Below are 19,947 nucleotides of genomic sequence, written 5' to 3'. Positions count from 1 at the left end.
GGCGGCGCCAGGCTCACGGCCATCATCACGATGGACAGCGTCCGCGGGCTTGGCCTCATCGAGGGCGGACGGGCCTGTGCCCTGATCAAGGCCCCGCACGTGATCCTGGCCGTGCGTGACTGAAGTGCCGGCACGACAGACGCTTCTCGCTCGAGCCGCGTTATATCCAGGCAGCTATAACGCGATCCGCCTGCGCGAGCTCGGCTGACTTCAACCTCTTCTTTGATCTCACTCAGGATCGCCGACCCATGAAACCGTTCACATCGTCCCTCCTCATCGTTGCCTTGCTCACAAGCCAAACGACCCTGGCCGAAGAGGTTCAGGTCGCGGTTGCCGCGAACTTCAACGCACCCATGGAGCAGATCGCAGCCGGCTTCGAGCAGGCAACCGGTCACCGCGCCCTCCTGTCCTTCGGTGCCACCGGGAAGCTCTACGCACAGATCAAGAACGGCGCGCCGTTCGAGGTCTTTCTGGCCGCCGACGGACGCACCCCCGCGCGCCTGGAGGAAGAGGGCGACGCCGTAAAAGGCAGTCGTTTCACCTATGCCATCGGCAAGCTCGTCCTGTGGTCCTCGGATGAGGGCCTGGTGGACGGTCAGGGCACCGTGCTGAAGGCACACGACATCCGTCATGTCGCCATTGCCAACCCCAAGACCGCCCCTTACGGGGCCGCGGCGATCGAGACCTTGACACGACTCGACCTCCTGGAGGTGATCGAGCCTAAGCTCGTCACCGGCGAGAACATCACGCAGGCCCATCAGTTCGTCGCCACGGGGAATGCCGAGGTCGGCTTCGTGGCCCTGTCGCAGGTGATGCGGGACGGGGAGCTCACCGCCGGGTCGTCCTGGCAGATCCCGTCGGACCTCTACCAGGAGATCCGACAGGACGCGGTCATCCTGACGCGTGGCGGCGCGAACCCGGCCGCGCGGGCGCTCGTGGACTATCTTCGCAGCGAGCAGGCCGCGGCCGTGATCCGTTCCTTCGGCTACGGACTCTGATCGGGAGCGACTCATGCCTGCACAGGTCGATTTCGCCGCGGCCCGTTTGACCCTCGAGCTCGCGACCATCACGACCTTGGTCCTCCTGGTCGTCGGCACGCCCATCGCCTGGTGGCTGGCCCGCACCCGCTCGCGATGGAAGGGCATCGTGGGAGCGGTCGTGGCGCTTCCGCTGGTCTTGCCGCCGTCGGTGCTCGGCTTCTACCTCCTGGTCACCATGGGGCCGAACGGCCCGGTGGGACAGCTCACCCAATGGCTCGGCATCGGCCTCCTGCCTTTCACATTCGCCGGGTTGGTCGTCGGCTCGGTGCTCTACTCCATGCCCTTCGTCGTTCAGCCGCTGCAGAACGCCTTCGAGGCGATCGGCGAGCGGCCGCTGGAGGTCGCAGCGACCCTGCGAGCCAGCCCCTGGGACAGCTTCTTCACGGTGGTGGTGCCGCTCGCCAGACCGGGCTTCGTCACCGCGGCGATCCTCGGCTTCGCACACACCGTCGGGGAGTTCGGGGTGGTGCTGATGATTGGCGGAAATATCCCGGAGCAGACCCGGGTGGTCTCAGTGGCGATCTACGATCATGTGGAGGCCCTCGAGTATGCAGAGGCGCATGTCCTCGCGGCCGCCATGTTGATCTTCAGCTTCCTGGTGTTGCTCACCCTGTATTCGCGGAACACCAGGGTCTGGAGATGAGCGCCGTCCTGGAGCGCGAAGCCGCATTGCCCGCCGCGGATCAGTCCATCCAGGCCCGATTCAGGGTGAAATGGCCCGGCTTCGTCCTGGGTGTGGACCTGGCGCTCCCCGGACGGGGGGTGACGGCACTGTTCGGCCACTCCGGCTCGGGCAAGACCAGCCTGCTCCGCTGCATCGCCGGTCTGGAGCGTCGCAGTCAGGGCCTTCTCAGCTTCAAGGGCGAGATCTGGCAGGACAGCGCACGCGGCCTGTTCATGCCGACGCACCGGCGCCCCCTGGGGTATGTCTTCCAGGAGGCGAGCCTCTTCCCGCACCTTTCGGTGCGCCGGAACCTGGACTATGGGCGCAGACGCGTCGACTCGGCGCACAAGGTCTCGTTGGAGCAGGCCGTGGATCTGCTCGGCATCGGTCACCTGCTCGAGCGCATGCCGGAGCGCCTCTCGGGCGGCGAGCGCCAGCGGGTCGCCATCGCCCGGGCGCTCGCCACCAGTCCGAGGCTCCTCCTCATGGACGAGCCGCTCGCGGCGCTCGACCTCAAACGCAAGGGCGAGATCCTGCCTTTCCTGGAGCGCCTGCACGACGAGCTGGCGATCCCCATCCTCTACGTCAGCCACTCGCCGGAGGAGGTCGCACGCCTGGCGGACCACATCGTCCTGCTCGAGGGGGGACGGGTTCGGGCAGTCGGCCCCGCAAACCAGATCCTCTCCCGCCTCGACCTGCCGCTCAGCCGGGAGAGCGAGGCGAGCTGCTTCATCGACGGGATCGTCCGCGCCCATGACCCGGTCTATCAGCTCAGCCGCATCGAGATCCCCGGCGCCCGGCTGGCGGTCACGGGCCTGTCCCGTTCGGTCGGCGCCAGGGTCCGGGTCTGCATCCACGCACGCGACGTCAGCATCGCGCTGGACGAGCCCGGGACCTCGAGCATCGTCAACATCCTGCCGGCACGCATCCTCGAGATTCAGGAGGCCGAAGGCCCGCAGGTCTTGGTCAAGCTCGGCACCGGCGGAGCGGACGGCGACCGTCCCCAAACCGCCCTGCTCGCCCGGATCACCCGTCTCTCGCGCGACCGCCTCCGGCTGCACCCCGGACAGGAGGTCTTCGCCCAGGTCAAAGCGGTCGCCCTGATGGAGTGAGCCGCGGCTGGGTCCGCGACCGGCAAGGATTCCGCCGATTGGCCGCGCAGCGAGACGCGCAGGCGGCGGCGCAAGGCCTCCGACGCCGGCTCTCAGATGAGACGACTTGAGGCTTAGCGCGAGCCTCCGCGGCCTTTCGATATTCACCCCTCGCTCACCTCGTCGGTCCGAACCTTGAAACTCTTCAGGGTGTTGGGCCCGAAGGTGTTGCTGATGGCGACGTCGGCGGCGTCGCGGCCACGGGCGATCAACACGCGTCCGATGCGCGGGATATTGTTGCGGGCGTCGAATGTGTACCAATGGCCGTGAAGATAGGACTCGAACCAACAGGCAAAATCCATCGGGCCGCAGGGAGGCGGCATGCCGATGTCGCCGAGGTAACCGGTGCAATAACGTGCTGGGATATTCATACAGCGGCAGAATGCGATGGCGAGGTGTGCATAGTCCCGGCAAACGCCGGTCCGCTCGTGGAAGGCCTCGCAGGCGGTCTTGGTGGGGCGCGCAGGCTCATAGCCAAAAACAATATGCCGGTGGACGTAGTCGCAGATCGCCTGGACGCGCGCCCATCCGGTCGGGGTCTGGCCGAACAGTTGCCAGGCTGTCTCGGACAGGCGATCGGTCTCGCAATAGCGGCTTCCCAGCAGGAAGATCAGGGTCTCGTCCGGCAGCTCTTCAACGGGCGTCTGCCTCGCGTACGGAACAACCACATCCGGCAGGCCCGTATCCCTTACGAGCGCATCGGTTGACAGCCTGACCTGCCTTTTGGGAGCGACGATACGACTGCACCAGTTGCCAAAGCTATGGACTCCTGAGCCGCCCGTTCTCCTTTGGGCAGGCGCTGGCAGTCTGGGTTGTTGGCGTTGGGTCGGCTGCGTGGGATCCGCCGCAGCGCGGCTCGCACACGCCCTGCGCCGCAATGCGACGATCGCCTTGCCCAGCGTCCGGGGTCTGCTGCGCGTGCATTCACCGCCGTGGTCGCCAACGGCGTCCTCAGTGGGCTTACCAGTCCAGCTGGGGCAGAGCCCCGAACACCTGCCGCGTGCCGTCCGTCCATTGCTTACCGAGCGTGCTGAAATACGCATCCCCCTCGTCGAAGCGGCGGCGCATCCGGACTTCGAGGCTGTCACGTTCATAGCAGATCAGATCGATCGGCATGCCGACAGACAAATTACTGCGCATCGTTGACTCGAATGAGACGAGGACACATTTTGCGGCATCATTGAGCGAGGTCGAGCGGGTAATCACCCGATCGATGATCGGCTTTCCGTACTTGGTTTCCCCGGTCTGGAGATAAGGCGTCTCCACGCTGGCCTCGATGAAGTTGCCCTCCGCATAGATCCGGAACAGGCGCGGCGGCTCGCCCGCAATCTGGCCGCCAAGTATGAACGAGGCGTTGAAGCCGACATCACTCGCTGCCAGGTATTTGCCGTCGCGCCGATCGACGTCCCGCATGGCGTCCGACACCAGCAGCGCGGTATCGAACATGGACTCCGCGCTCCAGAGATTGGGCACCCCCGCCTTGGCGCTCCGCTGCTTCAGCAGGCCGATGACGGCCTGGGTTCCGGCCAGGTTGCCCGAGCTCAACAGCATGATGACCCGGTCACCAGCGCGTTCAAACACGCTCATCTTGCAGAAACTGGCAAAATTGTCGACCCCGGCATGGGTGCGCGAGTCCGACGCCAGGACCAATCCGGCGTCGAGCATGATGCCAATACAGTAGGTCATGGCGGAACCTCTCTGTTCATCGCTTTCAAAACAGCTACGTGACTCCTGGTGGCACCGGAAACTGGAATGACCGTCACATGGGGGCGTTGGATTTGTTGCTGCCGTCCCACGTCACGTCGCATATTGCCGTCGCCGCAGCCTTGAGCGATTCGATCATAGGCAAGTCGCGGTGCGAGAGACTTACGGCAGGTCCGCCATTCTCTCTTTGCGCAGACGCTTCTGGCTCCGGCGATTGTTTGTCTGCCTCGACCACCGCCTCAAGACGCTCCAGCGCCGCCTGGAGATCTGCTGCAAGGAGAGCGCCGGGCACGGTACCGCTGTGCCCCATCAGCTTAAGCAGTCGCACTGCCGCCTCCGACCCGATGATTCCCGCGACACACTTAGCCAGCGTGCCGACAACCCAATGGGTATCGCGAGGATAACAGCACCCAGAAGGTGTCGACGTGTTCCTGCGTCTTATCCGTCGTGGCGAATGCTCGACCCTGGTTGCCCACAAAACAGCCCCGCGACCACGCTGTTGACGTCATGACGATTCGGAAACAACTGGGACTGTAACGAGCCTTACCGCAAGCGACAAGGCAGGTATGCTCGGCTTTGAACGGAATCGCCGAGCGCTACTATGACTCCGTTTGGAAGACGGGAAAGCATGGCTCATTGCGCCGAAGAGCGAGAGGCGGCAACCAGGCGATGTTGGCTCGATCATGGCCTGTCAGGGGTCGCCGTGGGGCTCGTCCAGGACTCGTCTCAGTCCAACTGGACGCCTGCGGTTTCCGGACAGCCCTCGATCTCTTCGAGTGCGCCGTTCATCAGTCGGTCGATGTAGAATCCATCGCTCATGCCGAGCGCCGTGTCCGCGAGCGGACGCGCTCGTCCTCGGGTAAAGCAGCGTATGGCGAGCTTGACTTGGGACAGCAGCGTTGGGCTCATGCTGAGGGTGTCGACCCCCATGCCCATGAACAGCAATGCACCCGCCGGATCAGGATGTCGGCCAAACCCTCCCCGCCGGGTCGCAGCTCCTGGCGGGCCGCGGCGATTGCCGCTTCGAAAGCAAGCACCTCGGCGGCGACGTCTCGGGCTTCTCGATCCGGTATCGACTCGAGCTTGGTTTGCGCGCTGACGAGAACCACGCGACCGATGGCCAGTCCTCTCGCTGCCGAGAGACCTTGTACGAAGGGATCCCTGCAGCGCTCACCTCGGAGCAGCGCGCTCACCGCGTCGATGGTCTCCGCGTCGTGCACGGCCTTCGCCAGCTGCGACCCGAGACTGAGAAAAAACGGGCTGGCTCTGCCTGTTCGCCCTGGAGAAGGCGGCCTGCGGTTATTCCCGCCGATCGAAGGCCACAGCTCGCGTCGGACAGGTCCGGGGGGTACAGCCACACCGAAGGAGTCGTCGCTTAACCCTGCCTGCTCTCGCCAATCTGCTCGCAGTACTGCTGCAGGTCCTCCGGCACCCCGGGGGGGCATGCGCCGCAGGCCCGGTTGCCCGGCAGCGCATAGTCGATGAACTTCGGGTACGCCAGATCCAGCCCGTTCATCAGCTCCACGAACGACTCGAGCGAGCGGTTGCCGCCCAGGCGTGGGTTGCGGGTCTGCTCCTGCGCAATGCTCGACACCCATCGCCCCTCATAGTCATGGCCCGGATAGACGAGGGTCTCGTCGGGCAGAGAGAACAGCTTCCCGGTCACGCTCCGATACAAGGCGGAGGCATCCCCGCTTTGAAAGTCGGTTCGACCACAGGCGTCGATCAGAAGCGCGTCGCCGGTCAGGACCCGGTCACCGAGGCGATAGGCATGGTGGCCGTCCGTGTGTCCGGGCGTAAACAGCGGATCGATACGGACCTCCCCGACCATCAACGGCGTCCCTTCCTCGATCGGCAGATCGGTGCAGTCGAGATTGTCGATCGCGGGGTGCGCGATTCGGCTCCCGGCCTCGCGCTTCAGCGTGCGCGCCCCGGTGATGTGATCGGCATGGATGTGGGTGTCGAGCGTGTAGACCAGCTTCAGCCCGAGCATGGCGACCGCCTCGAGATCGCGCTGCCAGGTCGGCAGCACCGGGTCGATCAGCACCCCCTGACCGGTCTCCTCGCAGCCGATCAGGTAGGTGTAGGTGCTGGATACCGGCTCGAACAGCTGTTTGAACAACATCTCGCTCTCCGTCTGGATGGATGCCCAGGGTTTCGCCCCGTTCTGATCCTTCAGACCAGGATCATTGCGGAAGTTTGCAGCATGTCAGACGACAGGCTTGCGGTCGCGCCCCGGGGTGCGCGGGCTTCTCACGCCTGGCGCGGTCGATCCGGGGCGGGCGGCCGCCGAGGTCGGACTTCGACCCAACGAGCCGGGCTGCCGCGCGCTTGGCGGACCCCGGGGAGCCTCTCGAGCACCTACGAGCCTGTCGGACTGAGGATGAATCGGCTCCTGGTGTCTGGTTCCGACTGATCATGATGAGGGATAGGAGCTAAGGCGGGTCATACCGCTCCGCCCGGAGCTCCTCCGGCCAGCAGCCCGTGGGAGGTCCGAGCTCTGAGCCTTCCCCCTCAAACCGCACAAGATAGACCTCCCGGCCGAGATCCTCCTCGAGATGGCCAATATTGAGGATGACACCGCGTGTCCCCGCCGCCGCGATCAGCGCCGCCTCGTGGAGGCCGGGGAGGCCGCCGTCGTTGTGGATGTCCGCGGCGGCATAGACGAGGTCGCCGGGGACGAGTTGATTGAGATCCATCGAATATCCCTGTTGTTGAGATGCGTTGTGGGATTCCCGACCGGACGGGCAGGTCCCGTCGTCCGAGAGCCGACATCGGCGGCCGGCACAGCGCTACGAGATGCAACGAAATCAATGTGATCGACGCGGAGATCGTCGTGGCACATGGTTTGCTGAACCGCTCCGCAACTAATGACGCAAGACTCAAGCCACGCCTTGAGACCGCGATCTGACCGCCTCGCTCATCGCCACGACGCCCGGAGACACGCCATGTGGGATTACTCGGAAAAGGTCCAGGAGCACTTCTTTAATCCGCGCAACGCCGGGGCCGTGCCGGAGGCCAACGCGGTCGGCGACGTGGGATCGCTGTCCTGCGGCGATGCCTTGCGCCTCACCCTCAGGGTCGACCCGGAGAGCGAGGTCATCCTCGACGCCGGTTTCCAGACCTTCGGCTGCGGCTCGGCGATCGCCTCCAGCTCGGCCCTGACCGAGATCATCAAGGGCATGGCGCTCAACGAGGCACTCGAGGTCAGTAATCAAGACATCGCCGACTATCTCGACGGGCTGCCCCCGGAGAAGATGCACTGCTCGGTGATGGGCCGCGAGGCCCTGCAGGCCGCGATCGCGAACTACCGCGGCGAGGAATGGAAAGACGACCATGAGGAAGGCGCGCTGGTGTGCAAGTGTTTCGCCGTGGACGCCGTTCTGATCGAGGACACGATCCGCGCCAACGGGCTCTCGACCGTGGAAGAGGTGACCCATTACACCAAGGCGGGCGGCGGCTGCTCGGCCTGTCACGAGGGCGTCGAGGCCATCCTCGCACGCGTCCTCGCCGAGCAGGGGAAGGCGTTCGACCCCTACGCCAAGGCACCCGAGGCAGCGTCCTCGCCTGCTCCGCGCAAGCTCGGCAACCTGGAGCGCATTCGCCGCATCGAGCGGTCGATCGAGGCGATCCGCCCCAACCTCCAGCGCGACCACGGCGACGTCGAGCTGATCGACGTCGACGGCCGGAACGTCTTCGTGAACATGACCGGCGCCTGTGCCGGCTGCCAGATGGCCTCCACGACACTCGACGGGATCCAGCAGCGCATCGTCGAGGATCTGGGTGAATTCGTGCGCGTGCTGCCGGCCCAGGCGATGGCCGGGCGCGGCTGAGCGGGGGCACTGCCGTCCGGTCGCCAAGGCTGCCGGGTCACCGCTCCATCTTGCTCACACCCCACCAGGACACCGCCCATGACCGCACCACCAGCGACACAAGGCATCTATCTCGACAACAACGCCACCACCATGGTGGCGCCCGAGGTGGTCGAGGCCATGCTGCCCTTTTTCACCGAGCAGTTCGGCAACCCCTCGTCCATCCACGCCTACGGCAACCGGGTCGGCCTGGCGATCAAGCAGGCCCGTCGCCAGGTGCAGGCACTGATCGGGGCCGAGCAGGACTCGGAGATCGTCTTCACCTCGTGCGGGACCGAGTCCGACTCCACCGCCATCCTCTCCGCCATCCGGGCCCAGCCGGGGCGCAACGAGATCATCACCACGGTTGTCGAGCACCCCGCGGTGCTGTCGCTCTGTGAGCACCTGGAGACGGAGGGCTACAAGGTCCATTACCTCGAGGTCGACGGCAAGGGCCGACTGGACATCGAGACCTACATGGACCTCCTCTCCGACCGGGTGGCCATCGTCTCGGTAATGTGGGCGAACAACGAGTCCGGCACCCTCTTCCCAGTCCAAGAGATGGCCGAGCTGGCGCGATCCACGGGCGTGCTCTTCCACACCGACGCGGTTCAGGCCGTCGGGAAGGTACCCATCGATCTCAAGGAGACGGCGATCGACATGCTCTCCCTGTCCGGGCACAAGCTGCACGCGCCCAAGGGCATCGGCGTGCTCTATCTGCGACGCAACACACGCTTCCGCCCGCTGCTGCGCGGCGGTCATCAGGAGCGCGGGCGGCGCGCCGGCACCGAGAACAGCGCCGCCATCGTCGGGCTCGGCAAGGCCTGCGAGATGGCGCTCGAGCACATGGAGCACGAGAAGACCGCGGTGCGCACCATGCGCGACCGGCTCGAGCAGGGCATCCTCGCCGCCGTCCCCCACTGCTTCGTGACCGGCGACCCCGCCAACCGTCTCCCCAACACCAGCAACATTGCCTTCGAGTACATCGAGGGTGAGGCCATCCTGCTGATGCTCAACAAGCTCGGGATCGCGGCATCGAGCGGCTCCGCCTGCACCTCCGGCTCGCTCGAGCCCTCGCACGTGATGCGGGCCATGGGCATCCCTCTGACCGCCGCACACGGCACCACACGCTTCTCACTCTCCCGCTACAACCGCATGGATGAGATCGAGCGGGTCATCGCGGCCGTGCCGCCGATCGTCGCCCAGCTCCGCAGGCTCTCGCCCTATTGGTCCGAGACCGGGCCAGTCGCCGAGCCGGGCAGCGCCTTCGCACCGGCCTATGCGTGACGGCCGTCTGGGTCCGGGCGCCGCACTCGCCGCGGCGCACGCCGCCATCGGGCGCCCTTCAGTCCCCGGCGCATTCCGACTCATCATGCAACGGGCAAAACGCCAGCTTAGAGACTGCTACGCTGGAACCAACCTTCCGGCTGGATAAGGGCGGTTTCGTGAGCGAGTAGGTCAACATCCACGATGCGAAGACTCAACTTTCGCGCCTGATCGCCCTGGCAGAGGCAGGACAGGACGTCGGCATCGCGCGCGCCAACAAGCCGGTCGTGCGACTGGTCCCCATTGCGCCGCCTGCGAAACGCCGTCGTCTCGGAGAAGCTCGGGGGCTCGTTACGATGGGGCCGACTTCAATGAGCTTCCGGACGATTATTCATAAAACACTTTAGGTAAGGGTTCTGCTGGATACGCACGCCTTCCTGTGGATCGTGACCGATGCCCGCCAACTGAGCCCCAAGGCGCGCGCTCCCCTTGGCATATCTCACAAGGGCACCCGTCGCAGCCTCAGGGCATTTGTAATCACCGACACCGAGCTCAGTGTCATGGCGGCGCTCGCGATCATCGGCGACAGCAGCACACCCAGGACCGGATAGAGCACGCCGGCCGCCACCGGGACCCCCAGGGCGTTGTAACCGAGGGCGAAGAGGAGATTCTGGCGGATGTTGCGCAGGGTCGCCCGGCTCAGGTTGTGGGCCTTGAGGAGGCCCGTCAGATCGGGTTTGAGCAGGGTGATGTCGGCGGACTCGATGGCCACATCCGTGCCGGTGGCGAAGGCGATCCCGACGTCGGCCTGGGCCAGGGCCGGCGCGTCGTTGACGCCGTCTCCCGCCATCGCCACCCTGCGCCCGGTCTGCTGGAGCGACTTCACACGGCCGGCCTTGTCCTCGGGCGTGACCTCGGCAAAGACCTGATCGATACCCAAGGCGCGGGCGACCACTTCCGCGGTGGTGCGATTGTCTCCGGTCATCATGATGACCTCGATACCGCGGCGGTGCAGGGCGTCGACGGCCTGTCTGGCGGACGGCTTGATCGCGTCGGCGACACCGATGAGACCGGCGAGCCGGCCCTCCAGGGTGACAAACATCAGGGTCTGACCCTGCGTCCGCATCTCCTGCGCCAGCGTCTCTGCCTCGGGCGATCCCGGTCCGGGCGACGGAGCAGAGCCATCGCCCCGCGCTGCCGGCTCCGCGAGGATGCGCTCGCTCCCGACCGCGACCCTGCGGCCGTCTAGGGTCCCGACCAGGCCGACACCGGTGAGCGACTCGGGGGCCTCGACCGCCGCGGTCGTCACACCGCGCGCCTGGGCCTCCTCCAGGACGGCGCCCGCCAGCGGGTGCTCGCTCGACCGCTCGAGACTCGCGGCGATGCGCAGAACTTCACGCTCGTCGCTCCCGTCGAAGGCCACGACCCGCTGCACGCCGGGTCGCCCCTCGGTCAGGGTGCCGGTCTTGTCGACGACGATGGCGTCGATCCGCTCCAGAACCTCTAGGGCCTCCGCCTGCTTGACCAGCACGCCGCTCCCTGCCCCGCGCCCGGTCCCGACCATGATCGACATGGGCGTGGCGAGGCCGAGGGCGCAGGGGCAGGCGATGATCAGGACGGAGACAGCGGCGACGATGGCGTAGCTCAGATTCCCGACCAGCATCCAGACGATGAAGGCGAGGATCGCGATCAGGATGACCACCGGCACGAAGTAGGCGGAGACCACGTCCGCCAGACGCTGGATCGGCGCACGGCTGCGCTGGGCCTCGCCGACCATCTTGACGATCTTGGCCAGCATGGTCTCACTGCCGACCGTCTCGGCCCGCATGAGGAAAGGGCGGCGGCCGTTGAGCGTTCCACCGATCACCTTGCTGCCCTTGGTCTTCTCCACCGGAATGGATTCACCGGTTACCATGGACTCATCGACCGCCGTGCGGCCCTCGATGATCTCGCCGTCGGTCGGCACCCGCTCGTTCGCCTTGACGCGCAGAACCGCGCCCGCCTCCACGCGCCCGATGTCGATCACCTCCTCGGTGCCGTCGGGCCCGACCAGGGTCGCGGTCTCGGGGGCGAGGCGGAGCAGCTCCCTGATGGCGCCCGCAGTCTGGGCGCGTGCGCGCAGCTCCAAAACCTGCCCGAGCAGGACGAGCGTGGTGATCACGGCCGCCGCCTCGAAATAGACGGGGATCAGACCGGAGTGGGGGTCGCGCAGGGTCTCGGGAAACAGCTGCGGAAACAGCAGGGCCGCGAGGCTGTAGATCAGCGAGGCGCCCGTGCCGATCGCGATCAGCGTGAACATGTTCGGGCTGAGGTGCGTGACCGAGGCCCAGGCCCGCCGGAAGAAGGGCCAACCGCCCCAGACGACGACCGGCGTGGCCAGCAGGCATTGCACCCAGACCGAGAGGCCCGTCGGCACGACCCGGTCAAACCACGGGAGCATCTCGCCCATCGCCAGCAGGAAGACCGGCAGGGTGAGGACCGCCGAGATGCGGAACCGGCGCCGCATGTCGACGAGCTCCGGATCGGGCCCCTCCTCGAGACCGGTCACCTTCGGCTCCAGGGCCATGCCGCACATCGGACAGGACCCCGGACCCGTTTGTTGGACCTGGGGATGCATCGGACAGGTGTACTCGACGTCCGCCGGCGAGGGCGCCGCCTCCTGCGTCGTCAGATATCTCTCCGGATCCGCAGCGAAACGTGCCAGGCAGCCCTCGGAGCAGAAGACATAGCGCTCGCCCCGGTGCTCGTGGGTCCCCGAGGCCGTCTCCGGCGTCACGCTCATCCCGCAGACCGGATCGATGTGCCCGCGATTCATTGGGTGTCTTGACCTCCGAATGCCCTTCGCCCACGGCGGCAATGCGTCAGTGACCCTTTCCCGCAGGTGCGGCTGAAGGGGCGACCAGCGCGCGCCGAATGCAGGAACGGAAGCACCTGAAGCGGCTGCTTGACCTTTTGGGCAAGCGAAAGCGGGGCATGGTTCACTCTCGCCCGTCCGATCGCAGCGTGGCATCCAGGGTGCCAAGTGGCCCAGGGAAAAGGGGTTCATCTGTGCCGGAGGCCGCAGACCGGCGGTCGAGCCTTCCTTGCCTGTCGACGTGCTGAGACCGATGTCGTCCTGCCCGTTCAGGACGGCAGCCGCATGGACTATCCTCGTCTACCAAAAATGTGGTAACGGTGACATCCAATGGGGAACCCGAGCAGCGACACCATTTCAGTGCACATCCCGCGCGACCTCTACGAGCAGGCAAGGTCCGATGCCGCCTCGCAACATCGCACCATACCGGGCCAGATCGAGTACTGGGCCAAGGTGGGGCGGGCAGCGCTCGACAACCCGGATCTGCCGGTCACCTTCGTCGCGGAGGCGTCGGCGTCCCTCGCCGAGCCCCGTGAGCAAGCGACGCCATTCGAGCCGCGCGGCCAACGCCAATGACCTACGGGGTCGTCCAGACCCGCCGCTTCGCCCGGGACTGCAAAAGGCTGCATGCCACTATCGCGGCCGACCAAGGGATCGGAGACAGGCGCCCGAAACCCTGGGGATTCGGCGGCGGAAGCGGGTTGGCGACGGCGCCCCAGCAAGGCCGACTCGCTGTCGCCGAGCCGCGATGCCTACCAGCGCAGGAGGCCGGGCCCCAGGGCGGCACCGAGTCCGCCGGCCAAGGCGATGCCGAGGCTGTACCACACGGCGACGAAGGCCGGCGATGCGAGCGAGCGACTCCCGGTGTAGGCGGCTTCGTCACCACCCTGGGCACGGGCCCACAGGGGCTGCACCACGGCCTCGAAGTCGTCCGCGGCGGCGAGCTCAAGCGCCCAACCCGCGCCATGACCAGTCCTGACCCAGGAAGCCGAAGTCGCACGCGGGCCTCTGCAACGCTGGCCCTGATCCCGTCGATCAAGGGCTGGGAGTCGTCGGCTTTCTCGGCTGCCAACGCCGGGAGCGGGCCCCGTTCAGGCATCACCCCCCAACGAACGGGACGACAAACAGGGAGACCGGGCCATGACAGCATTCAAGATGCGAAACCTCCGACTGCCCGCTTTGCTCCTGACGACAACCCTAGTCGCCGCCTACGAGGGGCAGCACAACGGCTTCGATCTGACAGGCAGCCTCGTGCCCGCCGAACAGATCCATCCGGGCGGGCCTTCCCGGGACGGCATCCCGGCCATCGACCGGCCGCAGCTCATCCCGGCCAAGCGCGCCGATTTCATCGAGCCGGAAGACCGGGTGCTCGGCCTGGCGAGGGCGGGCGACGCCAAGGCCTATCCGATCGCGATCATGAACTGGCACGAGATCGTCAATGACCGCCTCGGCGGCGAGCGGGTCGCGGTGACCTACTGCCCGCTCTGCGGCACCGGAGTCGCCTTCGCGGCGAAGGCGCGAGGACGCGAGCTGAGCTTCGGCGTCTCGGGGCTGCTCTACAACAGTGACGTGCTGCTCTACGACCGCCAGACCGAGTCCCTCTGGAGTCAGATCAAACGGCAGGCGATCAGCGGCCCGATGCGTGGCGAGAAGCTCGAGGTCGTCCCCCTGACCCAGACCACCTGGCGGGCCTGGCAAGAGGAGCACCCGGACACGCTGGTGCTCTCCGACGACACGGGTCATGACCGGGACTATGGTCGTGACCCCTACGCCGGCTACGCCGCCGAGCGCGGACTCTACTTTCCGGTCGCCGCCAAGTCGCGCCGCTACCACCCCAAGGAGCGGGTGCTGGGGCTGGACATCGGGGGTCGCTTCAAGGCCTATCCCTTCGCCGAGCTTTCGCGAATGGGCGCCGAGGAATTCAATGACTCGTTCGCAGGGCGCGCGCTGAGGATTCACTTCGACTTGGCGAACAAGACCGCCCGAGCCTTCGAGGCCGACGGCAATCAACTCCCGGGGATCGTCGGCTTCTGGTTCGCCTGGTACGCGTTCCATCCGGATACTGAGGTCTTTTCCGCGAAACCTTGACGATCTGGTATGGCTGTTGGCGGCAATGACTCGAAACACCGGGGAGGCGTCAGTCGCCCGCTCGATCTCGCGGCGGGTGTCGCATCCGGTCGCGCCGGATCCACGAGGCCAATCGACTGGTCTATGCGGCGGATGAGGTCGCTCTGACCGTCGTTTCCTGCCGTTACCGCTGCTGAACAGGTGCCCCAGGTTCACGGCGACAGGGTCCGGCGGTTGGCCAGGACACCCGGACCCAGGCAGCCCAGAGTCCGCTGCCGCTCAAGTTCTACCACGTCCAGACCGCAAGCATGGCCGGCTGAAATGGCTCGCGGGCCGCCCGAGCCCTGGTGAAAAATGGGGAGGTCCTAGCCGGTCCCCCGAAGCCCACGCCGGGGTTGATTGTCCAGGGGCACATCTGCGCCACCTCAGCCAAACATGGCTCCATTCCTGCGGGCAAAGAAAAAGGGCGCCGGGGACGATCCGCGGGCCCTTGGGTTTTTTGGTAGCGGGGGCAGGATTTGAACCTACGACCTTCGGGTTATGAGCCCGACGAGCTGCCTGACTGCTCCACCCCGCAACTGAGCTGCCAAGAATATAGGCATACGCTCAACGTTGCAAGTCCCATGTGGCGGCTCGTCAGATTCTACCCCCCAACGCCCAGCGCAACGTGGTCCGAGTCGATGGGCCTGCCTCGCATCACTCCGAGCTCGGCTGGTTCGGCGTTTCGACGCCGAAGACGCGGGGCTCAAAGCGCTGCATATAGGGGTTGTCGTGCCGCCGCTCGATCACGAGGTAGAAGCGGTTGGCGCTCTCGTGACACTGGTTGCAGGCACCGATTAGCCGGTCGTATCCGGCATCGAGCCGTCCCCGATCGCCGGAGTCGAAGGCGCCTTCGAGGGCCTCGAACGCCGGGACGAGGATCTTCTTCACCAGGCTTCCCACGGCCACGCCGTCATCGTCTTCGATCTTCTCGATCTCCTCGATGACCTCCTCGACCTCGTGGACGTAATAGCCGACAAGCGCCCTGTTACCGGCGTCGAGCGACAAGCCAAGCTTGTGCACGTAGTACTGCATCCGCCCCATCCAGGTCACAAGGCCGAGGTCGTGTCCCTCATCTCCGGCGGCGACCGGCAGCGTCCCGGCCAGCAGGCCCGCAACGAGGGTGGTGCCCAGCGCGATCTGTCGCATCATGTTTGATCTCCTCTGATAAGGCCGCTTCACAGGGTCTTGAGATGCTCGATCAGGGCCAGGCGCTCGGACTCAGACAGCTCGTCGCCGTAGGTATGTCCCTGATTGCCATAGCCGGTGAGACTGGTGTCGTAGATGCGGTTGCGCTCGTCCCAGCTCATGGCGCCGGCCTTGCCCTCGTCCAGCTCCCGATAGGCCCAGCCCAATCTTGCCTCATCGTAGGCCGGCCGGTCATCGCCTTCGCGATCGAATCGCCAGTAGGTCGGACGCGAGCCGCTGTCGAGCAGAGCCGCGATGGTCGGCACCGATCCGTTATGCAGATAGGGCGCGGTAGCCCAGACGCCGTCCAGCGGCGGCGCGATATATCCCAGCGCCGGTGCGATCTGGCTCAGCTCGCCGTAGACGGAGCGCTGGAACCAGTCGATGAACCGATCGGCGTCGCTGAAACCTTTGCGGGCCAGCTCGGGATCGCTTCCGACCTTTCCCAATGCCACAACCCGGTTGGGGTAACGCCAGTCCTCACCGTAGCGTCCATGACATTTCTTGCAGTAAGTCTCGAAGACCGAGTAGCCCTGATCCGCGAGCGCCTGGTCGACGGCAAAAGGGTACTTCGGTGGCTCCAGGCCCGCGAGGTAAGCGCGCACGTCCACGAACCAGGCGTCGATCTCGCGCACTTCCTCGACCGAATCGGAGCAGGTGGTCGAGGCCAGCATCATGTGGCCGACATGATCCCCCCGGCCCTCCGCGTTGTAGAACATCGCATGCTTTTTGCGCATGTTCCACCAGGGCGGCACGCTCACCGGGAGGGGGGTCTGGGGCGGTGGCTCAATCAGGGGCGTGTCGGACCAGGCGAGTGTCTCGGGATCGCGGTGCGCCATCAGGGCCCGGGTCAGATTGTTCGCCGAGCTCACGCCGATGGTGTCGGTGATCATGTAGTCCGCGATCGCGGTGACCCGATCGGCCCAGCGGCGCCATTCCGCCGCCTCGGGGCCCTTCCGGACGAGCGCGCCCGCCGCTTCGATCCCGATCAGCGGGTCCAGCGTGAGGTCCAGAAACGCATTGCCCAGACCCATCACGAGCTCGCCGCCGAAGGTCGCCGCGTGGCAGGCCAGACAGTTGGACGTCACGATCTCGACGCCGGACGGGGCGACCTGCGCGGTCAGCATGTAGGGCAGCTCGGCGTTGCGCCCGGTGCGCCCCGGAAACTGGGGTCCAGGGTCCGCCCCCTCGCCGCGACTCCTGGCATAGACGGGGTAAGGAAGGCCGCAGGTCACGATGGAGCGGTTCAAAAGGGCATCGTAGCCCTTCTGGGGATCACCGGGACGCTGCGGCGACGGCGGGACGCGCCCCGCCTCGGCCTTGTGGATCCCGCCCTTCTCGGGCACCCCTTGGTCGCAGCCGAGGAGCAGGAGCGCCACCAGCACCCATGGAGTCGGGTTCAACGGGAGACGGAGTCTCGGGCGCATGTCGATCCGGTGCTCTCGATCCGGGGAGCCATCCACGCACCGGCCTGTGCCGTCAGCGCCGCGCCCGCGTGCGCTCGTACTCGGCCATGGCCCGGGGCAGATACCGCTGCAGCTCGGCGATGCGGCCGGCGTCCAGTGGGTGCGTGCTCAGGAATTCGGGCGATCGCCCACCGCGCCCGTGATTGTAGGCTTGGAAGCGTTGCCAGAACGCAATGGCCTCGTTGGGGTCGAACCCGGCTCGAGCCATGTAGAGCAACCCGATCCGATCCGCCTCGTACTCCTGGACTCGCGAGTAAGGGAGCATGACACCGACCTTCGTGCCGAGACCATAGGCCTGCATGGCGACGTCGCGGGTGACCGGCGACTGGCCTCCGAGCGCCGCGGACAGAGCGGTTCCACCAATCTGCACCAGGAGTCCCTGGGACATGCGTTCGGCGCCGTGGCGCGCGGTCACGTGGGCGATCTCATGGGCGATGACCGTCGCCAGACCGGCCTCGTTCTTGGTAATCGGCAGGATGCCGGTGTTGACGCCGATCTTCCCGCCGGGAAGCGCAAAGGCGTTGGGCTCATCCGACTCGAACAGCACAAATTCCCACTCGGCGTGAGGGATGCTCACGACACCCGCGATGCGCCGGCCGACGGATTGAAGCTGCGCCGCCGCCCTGCGGTCGCGCGCGATCGGCGTGTCCCGCTTGATCTTCTGGAATGCTTGCAGGCCCGTCTGGGCCTCCTGCGCCGTATCGATCAGCAAAACCTGACGCCGTCCTGTCTCGGGTGCCGTCGCGCAACCCGCGAGCGCGAGGAGACAGAGAACCAGAAAACATCTGTGTTGAGAACGAAAAACACGGATCATTGGGGTCTCGCAGACTGAGCATGGATCGGTCGCTCGGGCCCGTCGGTGTGACACAGGGGTCGTTTGCCCACGGGGCCTCTCCTCCGGCCTTCCAGAGCGAAAATGGGGATGCGTCGTCCCTGAGACCAGCCGCCGGACCGACGGGGTTGGCGACAGGTGCCGAGGAGCTCCTGTCTTTCTGGGTCAACACCCGGGCATATGAACGAAAAGCCGGCGCGACCGGACCGGTGCTTAAGCGTAGTACACTCACGTTCAGCATCGCTGAGAGAGACGCCGCGGCCCCAGCAGGATGCGCCGGGTGGATTCAGGGCGTCCATCGGGTTACTTCGTCGGGCGGACGGGGCGACCCGCACCTGCTGACCTGCTGACCGCGGAGGCGCCGAACCATGCTACACATCGCGCTGGACTCACTTTGCCATATCATTGACAAGGCTCGGGAGTTTCAGGCCAAGGAAGAGGTGGTGATTCCCGACTCGCCGTCCAGCCCGACCGAGGATTGGGCGCTGCAGATCCTGGCCGATCATAGCGAAGACTACAGTCTACGCGAGATGACCCAGGCGATTGGCGAGATGAGCCAGCGCCAGCGCGCGGAGCTGATCGCAATCATGTGGATCGGCCGCGGGGACTACAGCCTGGACGAATGGGAGACCGCGGTCGACGACGCGATCGGCGATTACTCCCTGCGCGCCGCGACCTACCTGCTCGCACACCCGATGGTCTCGGACGACCTCGAGGAGGGACTGCTCGCCCTCGGCTATTCCTGCCAGGAGTGAGCGGGCGGCGGCGGCTCAGCCGGGATGCCGCCGGCTCGATCGCAAAACGTGTCAAGACGTGCCAAGGCACGAATCGGAAGCCCCGGCCGTCTGCCGGGCGAATCAAGCCGGCCGCACAGCCCGGCGCGTCGGGCGCCCTCAGTCCGTCTTCGCGACGCTCGGGCGCCAGTCCTCAGTCCACGGGGATGACAACCCCGGCCTGGCTCACAGCCCCCGCAGCCCAAGCACGTCCTGCATGTCGAACAAACCCGGCGGGTGCGCGGCGATCCAGCCCGCGGCGCGCGCGGCACCGCGGGCGAAGGTCATGCGGCTCGACGCCTTGTGTGCGATCTCCACACGCTCCCCGTCGGCGACGAGCCAGACACTGTGCTCCCCCACGATATCGCCGGCCCGAATGGTCTCGAATCCGATGGTTCGCCGCTCGCGCGGACCCGTGTGGCCTTCGCGCCCGTAGACCGCGACCTCCCCAAGGTCCCGGCCCAGCGCGGCGGCGATCACCTCGCCCATGCGCAGGGCGGTGCCCGACGGGGCGTCGACCTTGTGCCGATGATGTGCCTCGATGATCTCGATATCCACCTCGTCACCGAGGACCCGTGCGGCGATGTCCAGCAGCTTGAGGCAAAGATTGACGCCCACGCTCATGTTCGGGGCGAAGACGATCCCAATCTGATCACCGGCCGCTGCAATCGAGGCGCGCTGGGCCTGATCGAGCCCGGTGGTCCCGATCACCATGCATTTGTCCGCGCTGCGACAGAGATCCAAATGGCCAAGCGTCGCCGCGGGTGTGGTGAAGTCGATCAGCACGTCGAAGCGATCCAGGCAGCCGGCCAGATCCGGCGCAACCGCGACATCCAGACGCCCGACCCCCGCGAGCTCACCGGCATCGGTCCCAAGCAGGGCGCTGCCCGACCGCTCGGTGGCGGCCCCCAGAGCCAACCCGTCCGTCTCGGTCACGGCCTGCACCAGGGTGCGGCCCATCCGCCCGCCCGCTCCGGCGACGGCAATCCTAATCGTTCGCATCGTCTGGCTCCTCGAAATCGTCGCCACGGCTTGTAGCGCAGGATGGCCGA

At 66.3% G+C, this 19,947-nt stretch carries 24 protein-coding genes and 1 tRNA gene; 11 read left to right on the top strand and 14 right to left on the bottom strand.

The genetic code is table 11. The annotated features are described in order from the left end of the window. The 4 genes from LJE61_RS03485 to modC all read left to right on the top strand — a co-directional run. Positions 1-123 (top strand): TOBE domain-containing protein (locus LJE61_RS03485; RefSeq protein WP_296917435.1); only part of this gene is annotated, 123 nt, incomplete at its 5' end. A 125-nt stretch (positions 124-248) separates the two neighbouring features. Then, positions 249-998, top strand: coding sequence for a molybdate ABC transporter substrate-binding protein (gene modA, locus LJE61_RS03480; RefSeq protein ID WP_296913801.1), 750 nt, complete (start codon positions 249-251; stop codon positions 996-998). Between the two features lie 13 nt (positions 999-1,011). Beyond that, positions 1,012-1,683, top strand: coding sequence for a molybdate ABC transporter permease subunit (gene modB, locus LJE61_RS03475; protein ID WP_296913799.1), 672 nt, complete (start codon positions 1,012-1,014; stop codon positions 1,681-1,683). Continuing rightward, a complete protein-coding gene (gene modC / locus LJE61_RS03470) occupies positions 1,680-2,816 on the top strand; it encodes a molybdenum ABC transporter ATP-binding protein (protein WP_296913797.1) in 1,137 nt (378 codons plus the stop codon). Before modB ends, modC begins: the two co-directional genes overlap by 4 nt. A 143-nt stretch (positions 2,817-2,959) precedes the next feature. Here modC and LJE61_RS03465 read toward each other — a convergent pair whose 3' ends face one another. The 7 genes from LJE61_RS03465 to LJE61_RS03440 form a co-directional block, all read right to left on the bottom strand. Next, positions 2,960-3,523 carry a transglutaminase-like domain-containing protein gene (locus tag LJE61_RS03465; RefSeq protein WP_296917431.1) on the bottom strand — a complete coding sequence of 188 codons (564 nt, stop codon included), beginning with the start codon at positions 3,521-3,523 and terminating at the stop codon, positions 2,960-2,962. 292 nt (positions 3,524-3,815) lie between these two features. Beyond that, the gene (locus LJE61_RS03460) at positions 3,816-4,541 is read right to left on the bottom strand and encodes a proteasome-type protease (RefSeq protein WP_296913790.1); all 726 of its coding nucleotides are present in this window, start codon (positions 4,539-4,541) and stop codon (positions 3,816-3,818) included. A 73-nt stretch (positions 4,542-4,614) separates the two neighbouring features. Next, positions 4,615-4,887, bottom strand: a complete 273-nt coding sequence (locus LJE61_RS03455) for a DUF1840 family protein (protein WP_296913787.1) — start codon at positions 4,885-4,887, stop codon at positions 4,615-4,617. A gap of 398 nt (positions 4,888-5,285) precedes the next feature. Then, a complete protein-coding gene (locus LJE61_RS03450) occupies positions 5,286-5,468 on the bottom strand; it encodes a hypothetical protein (RefSeq protein ID WP_296917429.1) in 183 nt (60 codons plus the stop codon). Continuing rightward, on the bottom strand, positions 5,465-6,004 hold the full coding sequence (locus LJE61_RS15300) for a phosphoenolpyruvate-utilizing N-terminal domain-containing protein (RefSeq protein WP_367114900.1): 540 nt from the start codon (positions 6,002-6,004) through the stop codon (positions 5,465-5,467). Before LJE61_RS15300 ends, LJE61_RS03450 begins: the two co-directional genes overlap by 4 nt. Further along, the gene (locus LJE61_RS03445; RefSeq protein WP_296913778.1) at positions 5,935-6,684 is read right to left on the bottom strand and encodes an MBL fold metallo-hydrolase; all 750 of its coding nucleotides are present in this window, start codon (positions 6,682-6,684) and stop codon (positions 5,935-5,937) included. The genes LJE61_RS15300 and LJE61_RS03445 overlap by 70 nt, the downstream gene beginning before the upstream one ends. A 310-nt stretch (positions 6,685-6,994) precedes the next feature. Then, positions 6,995-7,258 (bottom strand): nitrogen fixation protein NifZ, encoded by a 264-nt coding sequence (locus LJE61_RS03440; protein ID WP_296917427.1) that lies wholly within the window; start codon positions 7,256-7,258, stop codon positions 6,995-6,997. A 249-nt stretch (positions 7,259-7,507) separates the two neighbouring features. On the opposite strand from LJE61_RS03440, the gene nifU reads away from it, so the two are divergent. From nifU to LJE61_RS03425, 3 genes are all read left to right on the top strand, one after another. After that, complete coding sequence (gene nifU, locus LJE61_RS03435; protein WP_296913773.1) at positions 7,508-8,392, top strand: Fe-S cluster assembly protein NifU; 885 nt, start codon at positions 7,508-7,510, stop codon at positions 8,390-8,392. Between the two features lie 78 nt (positions 8,393-8,470). Next, complete coding sequence (gene nifS, locus LJE61_RS03430) at positions 8,471-9,697, top strand: cysteine desulfurase NifS (RefSeq protein ID WP_296913770.1); 1,227 nt, start codon at positions 8,471-8,473, stop codon at positions 9,695-9,697. 176 nt (positions 9,698-9,873) lie between these two features. After that, positions 9,874-10,083 (top strand): type II toxin-antitoxin system prevent-host-death family antitoxin, encoded by a 210-nt coding sequence (locus tag LJE61_RS03425; RefSeq protein ID WP_367114902.1) that lies wholly within the window; start codon positions 9,874-9,876, stop codon positions 10,081-10,083. A 92-nt stretch (positions 10,084-10,175) separates the two neighbouring features. Here LJE61_RS03425 and LJE61_RS03420 read toward each other — a convergent pair whose 3' ends face one another. Further along, positions 10,176-12,491 (bottom strand): heavy metal translocating P-type ATPase, encoded by a 2,316-nt coding sequence (locus tag LJE61_RS03420; protein WP_296912708.1) that lies wholly within the window; start codon positions 12,489-12,491, stop codon positions 10,176-10,178. A 369-nt stretch (positions 12,492-12,860) separates the two neighbouring features. Here LJE61_RS03420 and LJE61_RS03415 point away from each other — a divergent pair, with 369 nt between their 5' ends. Continuing rightward, positions 12,861-13,106 carry a ParD-like family protein gene (locus LJE61_RS03415; protein WP_296912711.1) on the top strand — a complete coding sequence of 82 codons (246 nt, stop codon included), beginning with the start codon at positions 12,861-12,863 and terminating at the stop codon, positions 13,104-13,106. 176 nt (positions 13,107-13,282) lie between these two features. Here LJE61_RS03415 and LJE61_RS03410 read toward each other — a convergent pair whose 3' ends face one another. Beyond that, a complete protein-coding gene (locus LJE61_RS03410) occupies positions 13,283-13,444 on the bottom strand; it encodes an NrsF family protein (RefSeq protein ID WP_296917425.1) in 162 nt (53 codons plus the stop codon). Between the two features lie 226 nt (positions 13,445-13,670). Between LJE61_RS03410 and LJE61_RS03405 the strand changes: the two genes are divergently transcribed. Together LJE61_RS03405 and LJE61_RS15295 are read left to right on the top strand one after the other, a co-directional pair. Beyond that, on the top strand, positions 13,671-14,618 hold the full coding sequence (locus LJE61_RS03405; RefSeq protein ID WP_296917423.1) for a DUF3179 domain-containing protein: 948 nt from the start codon (positions 13,671-13,673) through the stop codon (positions 14,616-14,618). Positions 14,619-14,701: 83 nt separating this feature from the next. Then, a complete protein-coding gene (locus LJE61_RS15295) occupies positions 14,702-14,794 on the top strand; it encodes a type II toxin-antitoxin system YoeB family toxin (RefSeq protein ID WP_367114901.1) in 93 nt (30 codons plus the stop codon). Positions 14,795-15,097: 303 nt separating this feature from the next. On the opposite strand, the gene LJE61_RS03400 is transcribed toward LJE61_RS15295, so the two are convergent. The 4 genes from LJE61_RS03400 to LJE61_RS03385 form a co-directional block, all read right to left on the bottom strand. Next, positions 15,098-15,174, bottom strand: a tRNA-Met gene (locus LJE61_RS03400). Positions 15,175-15,293: 119 nt separating this feature from the next. Next, positions 15,294-15,788 (bottom strand): hypothetical protein, encoded by a 495-nt coding sequence (locus tag LJE61_RS03395; protein ID WP_296912720.1) that lies wholly within the window; start codon positions 15,786-15,788, stop codon positions 15,294-15,296. A 26-nt stretch (positions 15,789-15,814) separates the two neighbouring features. Beyond that, positions 15,815-17,251 carry a c-type cytochrome gene (locus LJE61_RS03390; protein WP_296917421.1) on the bottom strand — a complete coding sequence of 479 codons (1,437 nt, stop codon included), beginning with the start codon at positions 17,249-17,251 and terminating at the stop codon, positions 15,815-15,817. 52 nt (positions 17,252-17,303) lie between these two features. Further along, positions 17,304-18,104: a M48 family metallopeptidase gene (locus tag LJE61_RS03385; RefSeq protein WP_296917419.1), complete on the bottom strand. Its 801-nt coding sequence runs from the start codon at positions 18,102-18,104 to the stop codon at positions 17,304-17,306. A 386-nt stretch (positions 18,105-18,490) separates the two neighbouring features. On the opposite strand from LJE61_RS03385, the gene LJE61_RS03380 reads away from it, so the two are divergent. Next, positions 18,491-18,877: a DUF3775 domain-containing protein gene (locus LJE61_RS03380; protein WP_296912729.1), complete on the top strand. Its 387-nt coding sequence runs from the start codon at positions 18,491-18,493 to the stop codon at positions 18,875-18,877. Positions 18,878-19,081: 204 nt separating this feature from the next. On the opposite strand, the gene dapB is transcribed toward LJE61_RS03380, so the two are convergent. Then, a complete protein-coding gene (gene dapB / locus LJE61_RS03375; RefSeq protein ID WP_296912732.1) occupies positions 19,082-19,897 on the bottom strand; it encodes a 4-hydroxy-tetrahydrodipicolinate reductase in 816 nt (271 codons plus the stop codon). Positions 19,898-19,947: the final 50 nt, after the last annotated feature.

The organism is Thiocapsa sp., assembly GCF_022340925.1.
Lineage (GTDB): Bacteria > Pseudomonadota > Gammaproteobacteria > Chromatiales > Chromatiaceae > Thiocapsa.
The sequence above is the reverse complement of the archived record's forward strand: the minus strand, read 5'-3'. Positions and strand labels throughout refer to the sequence as shown.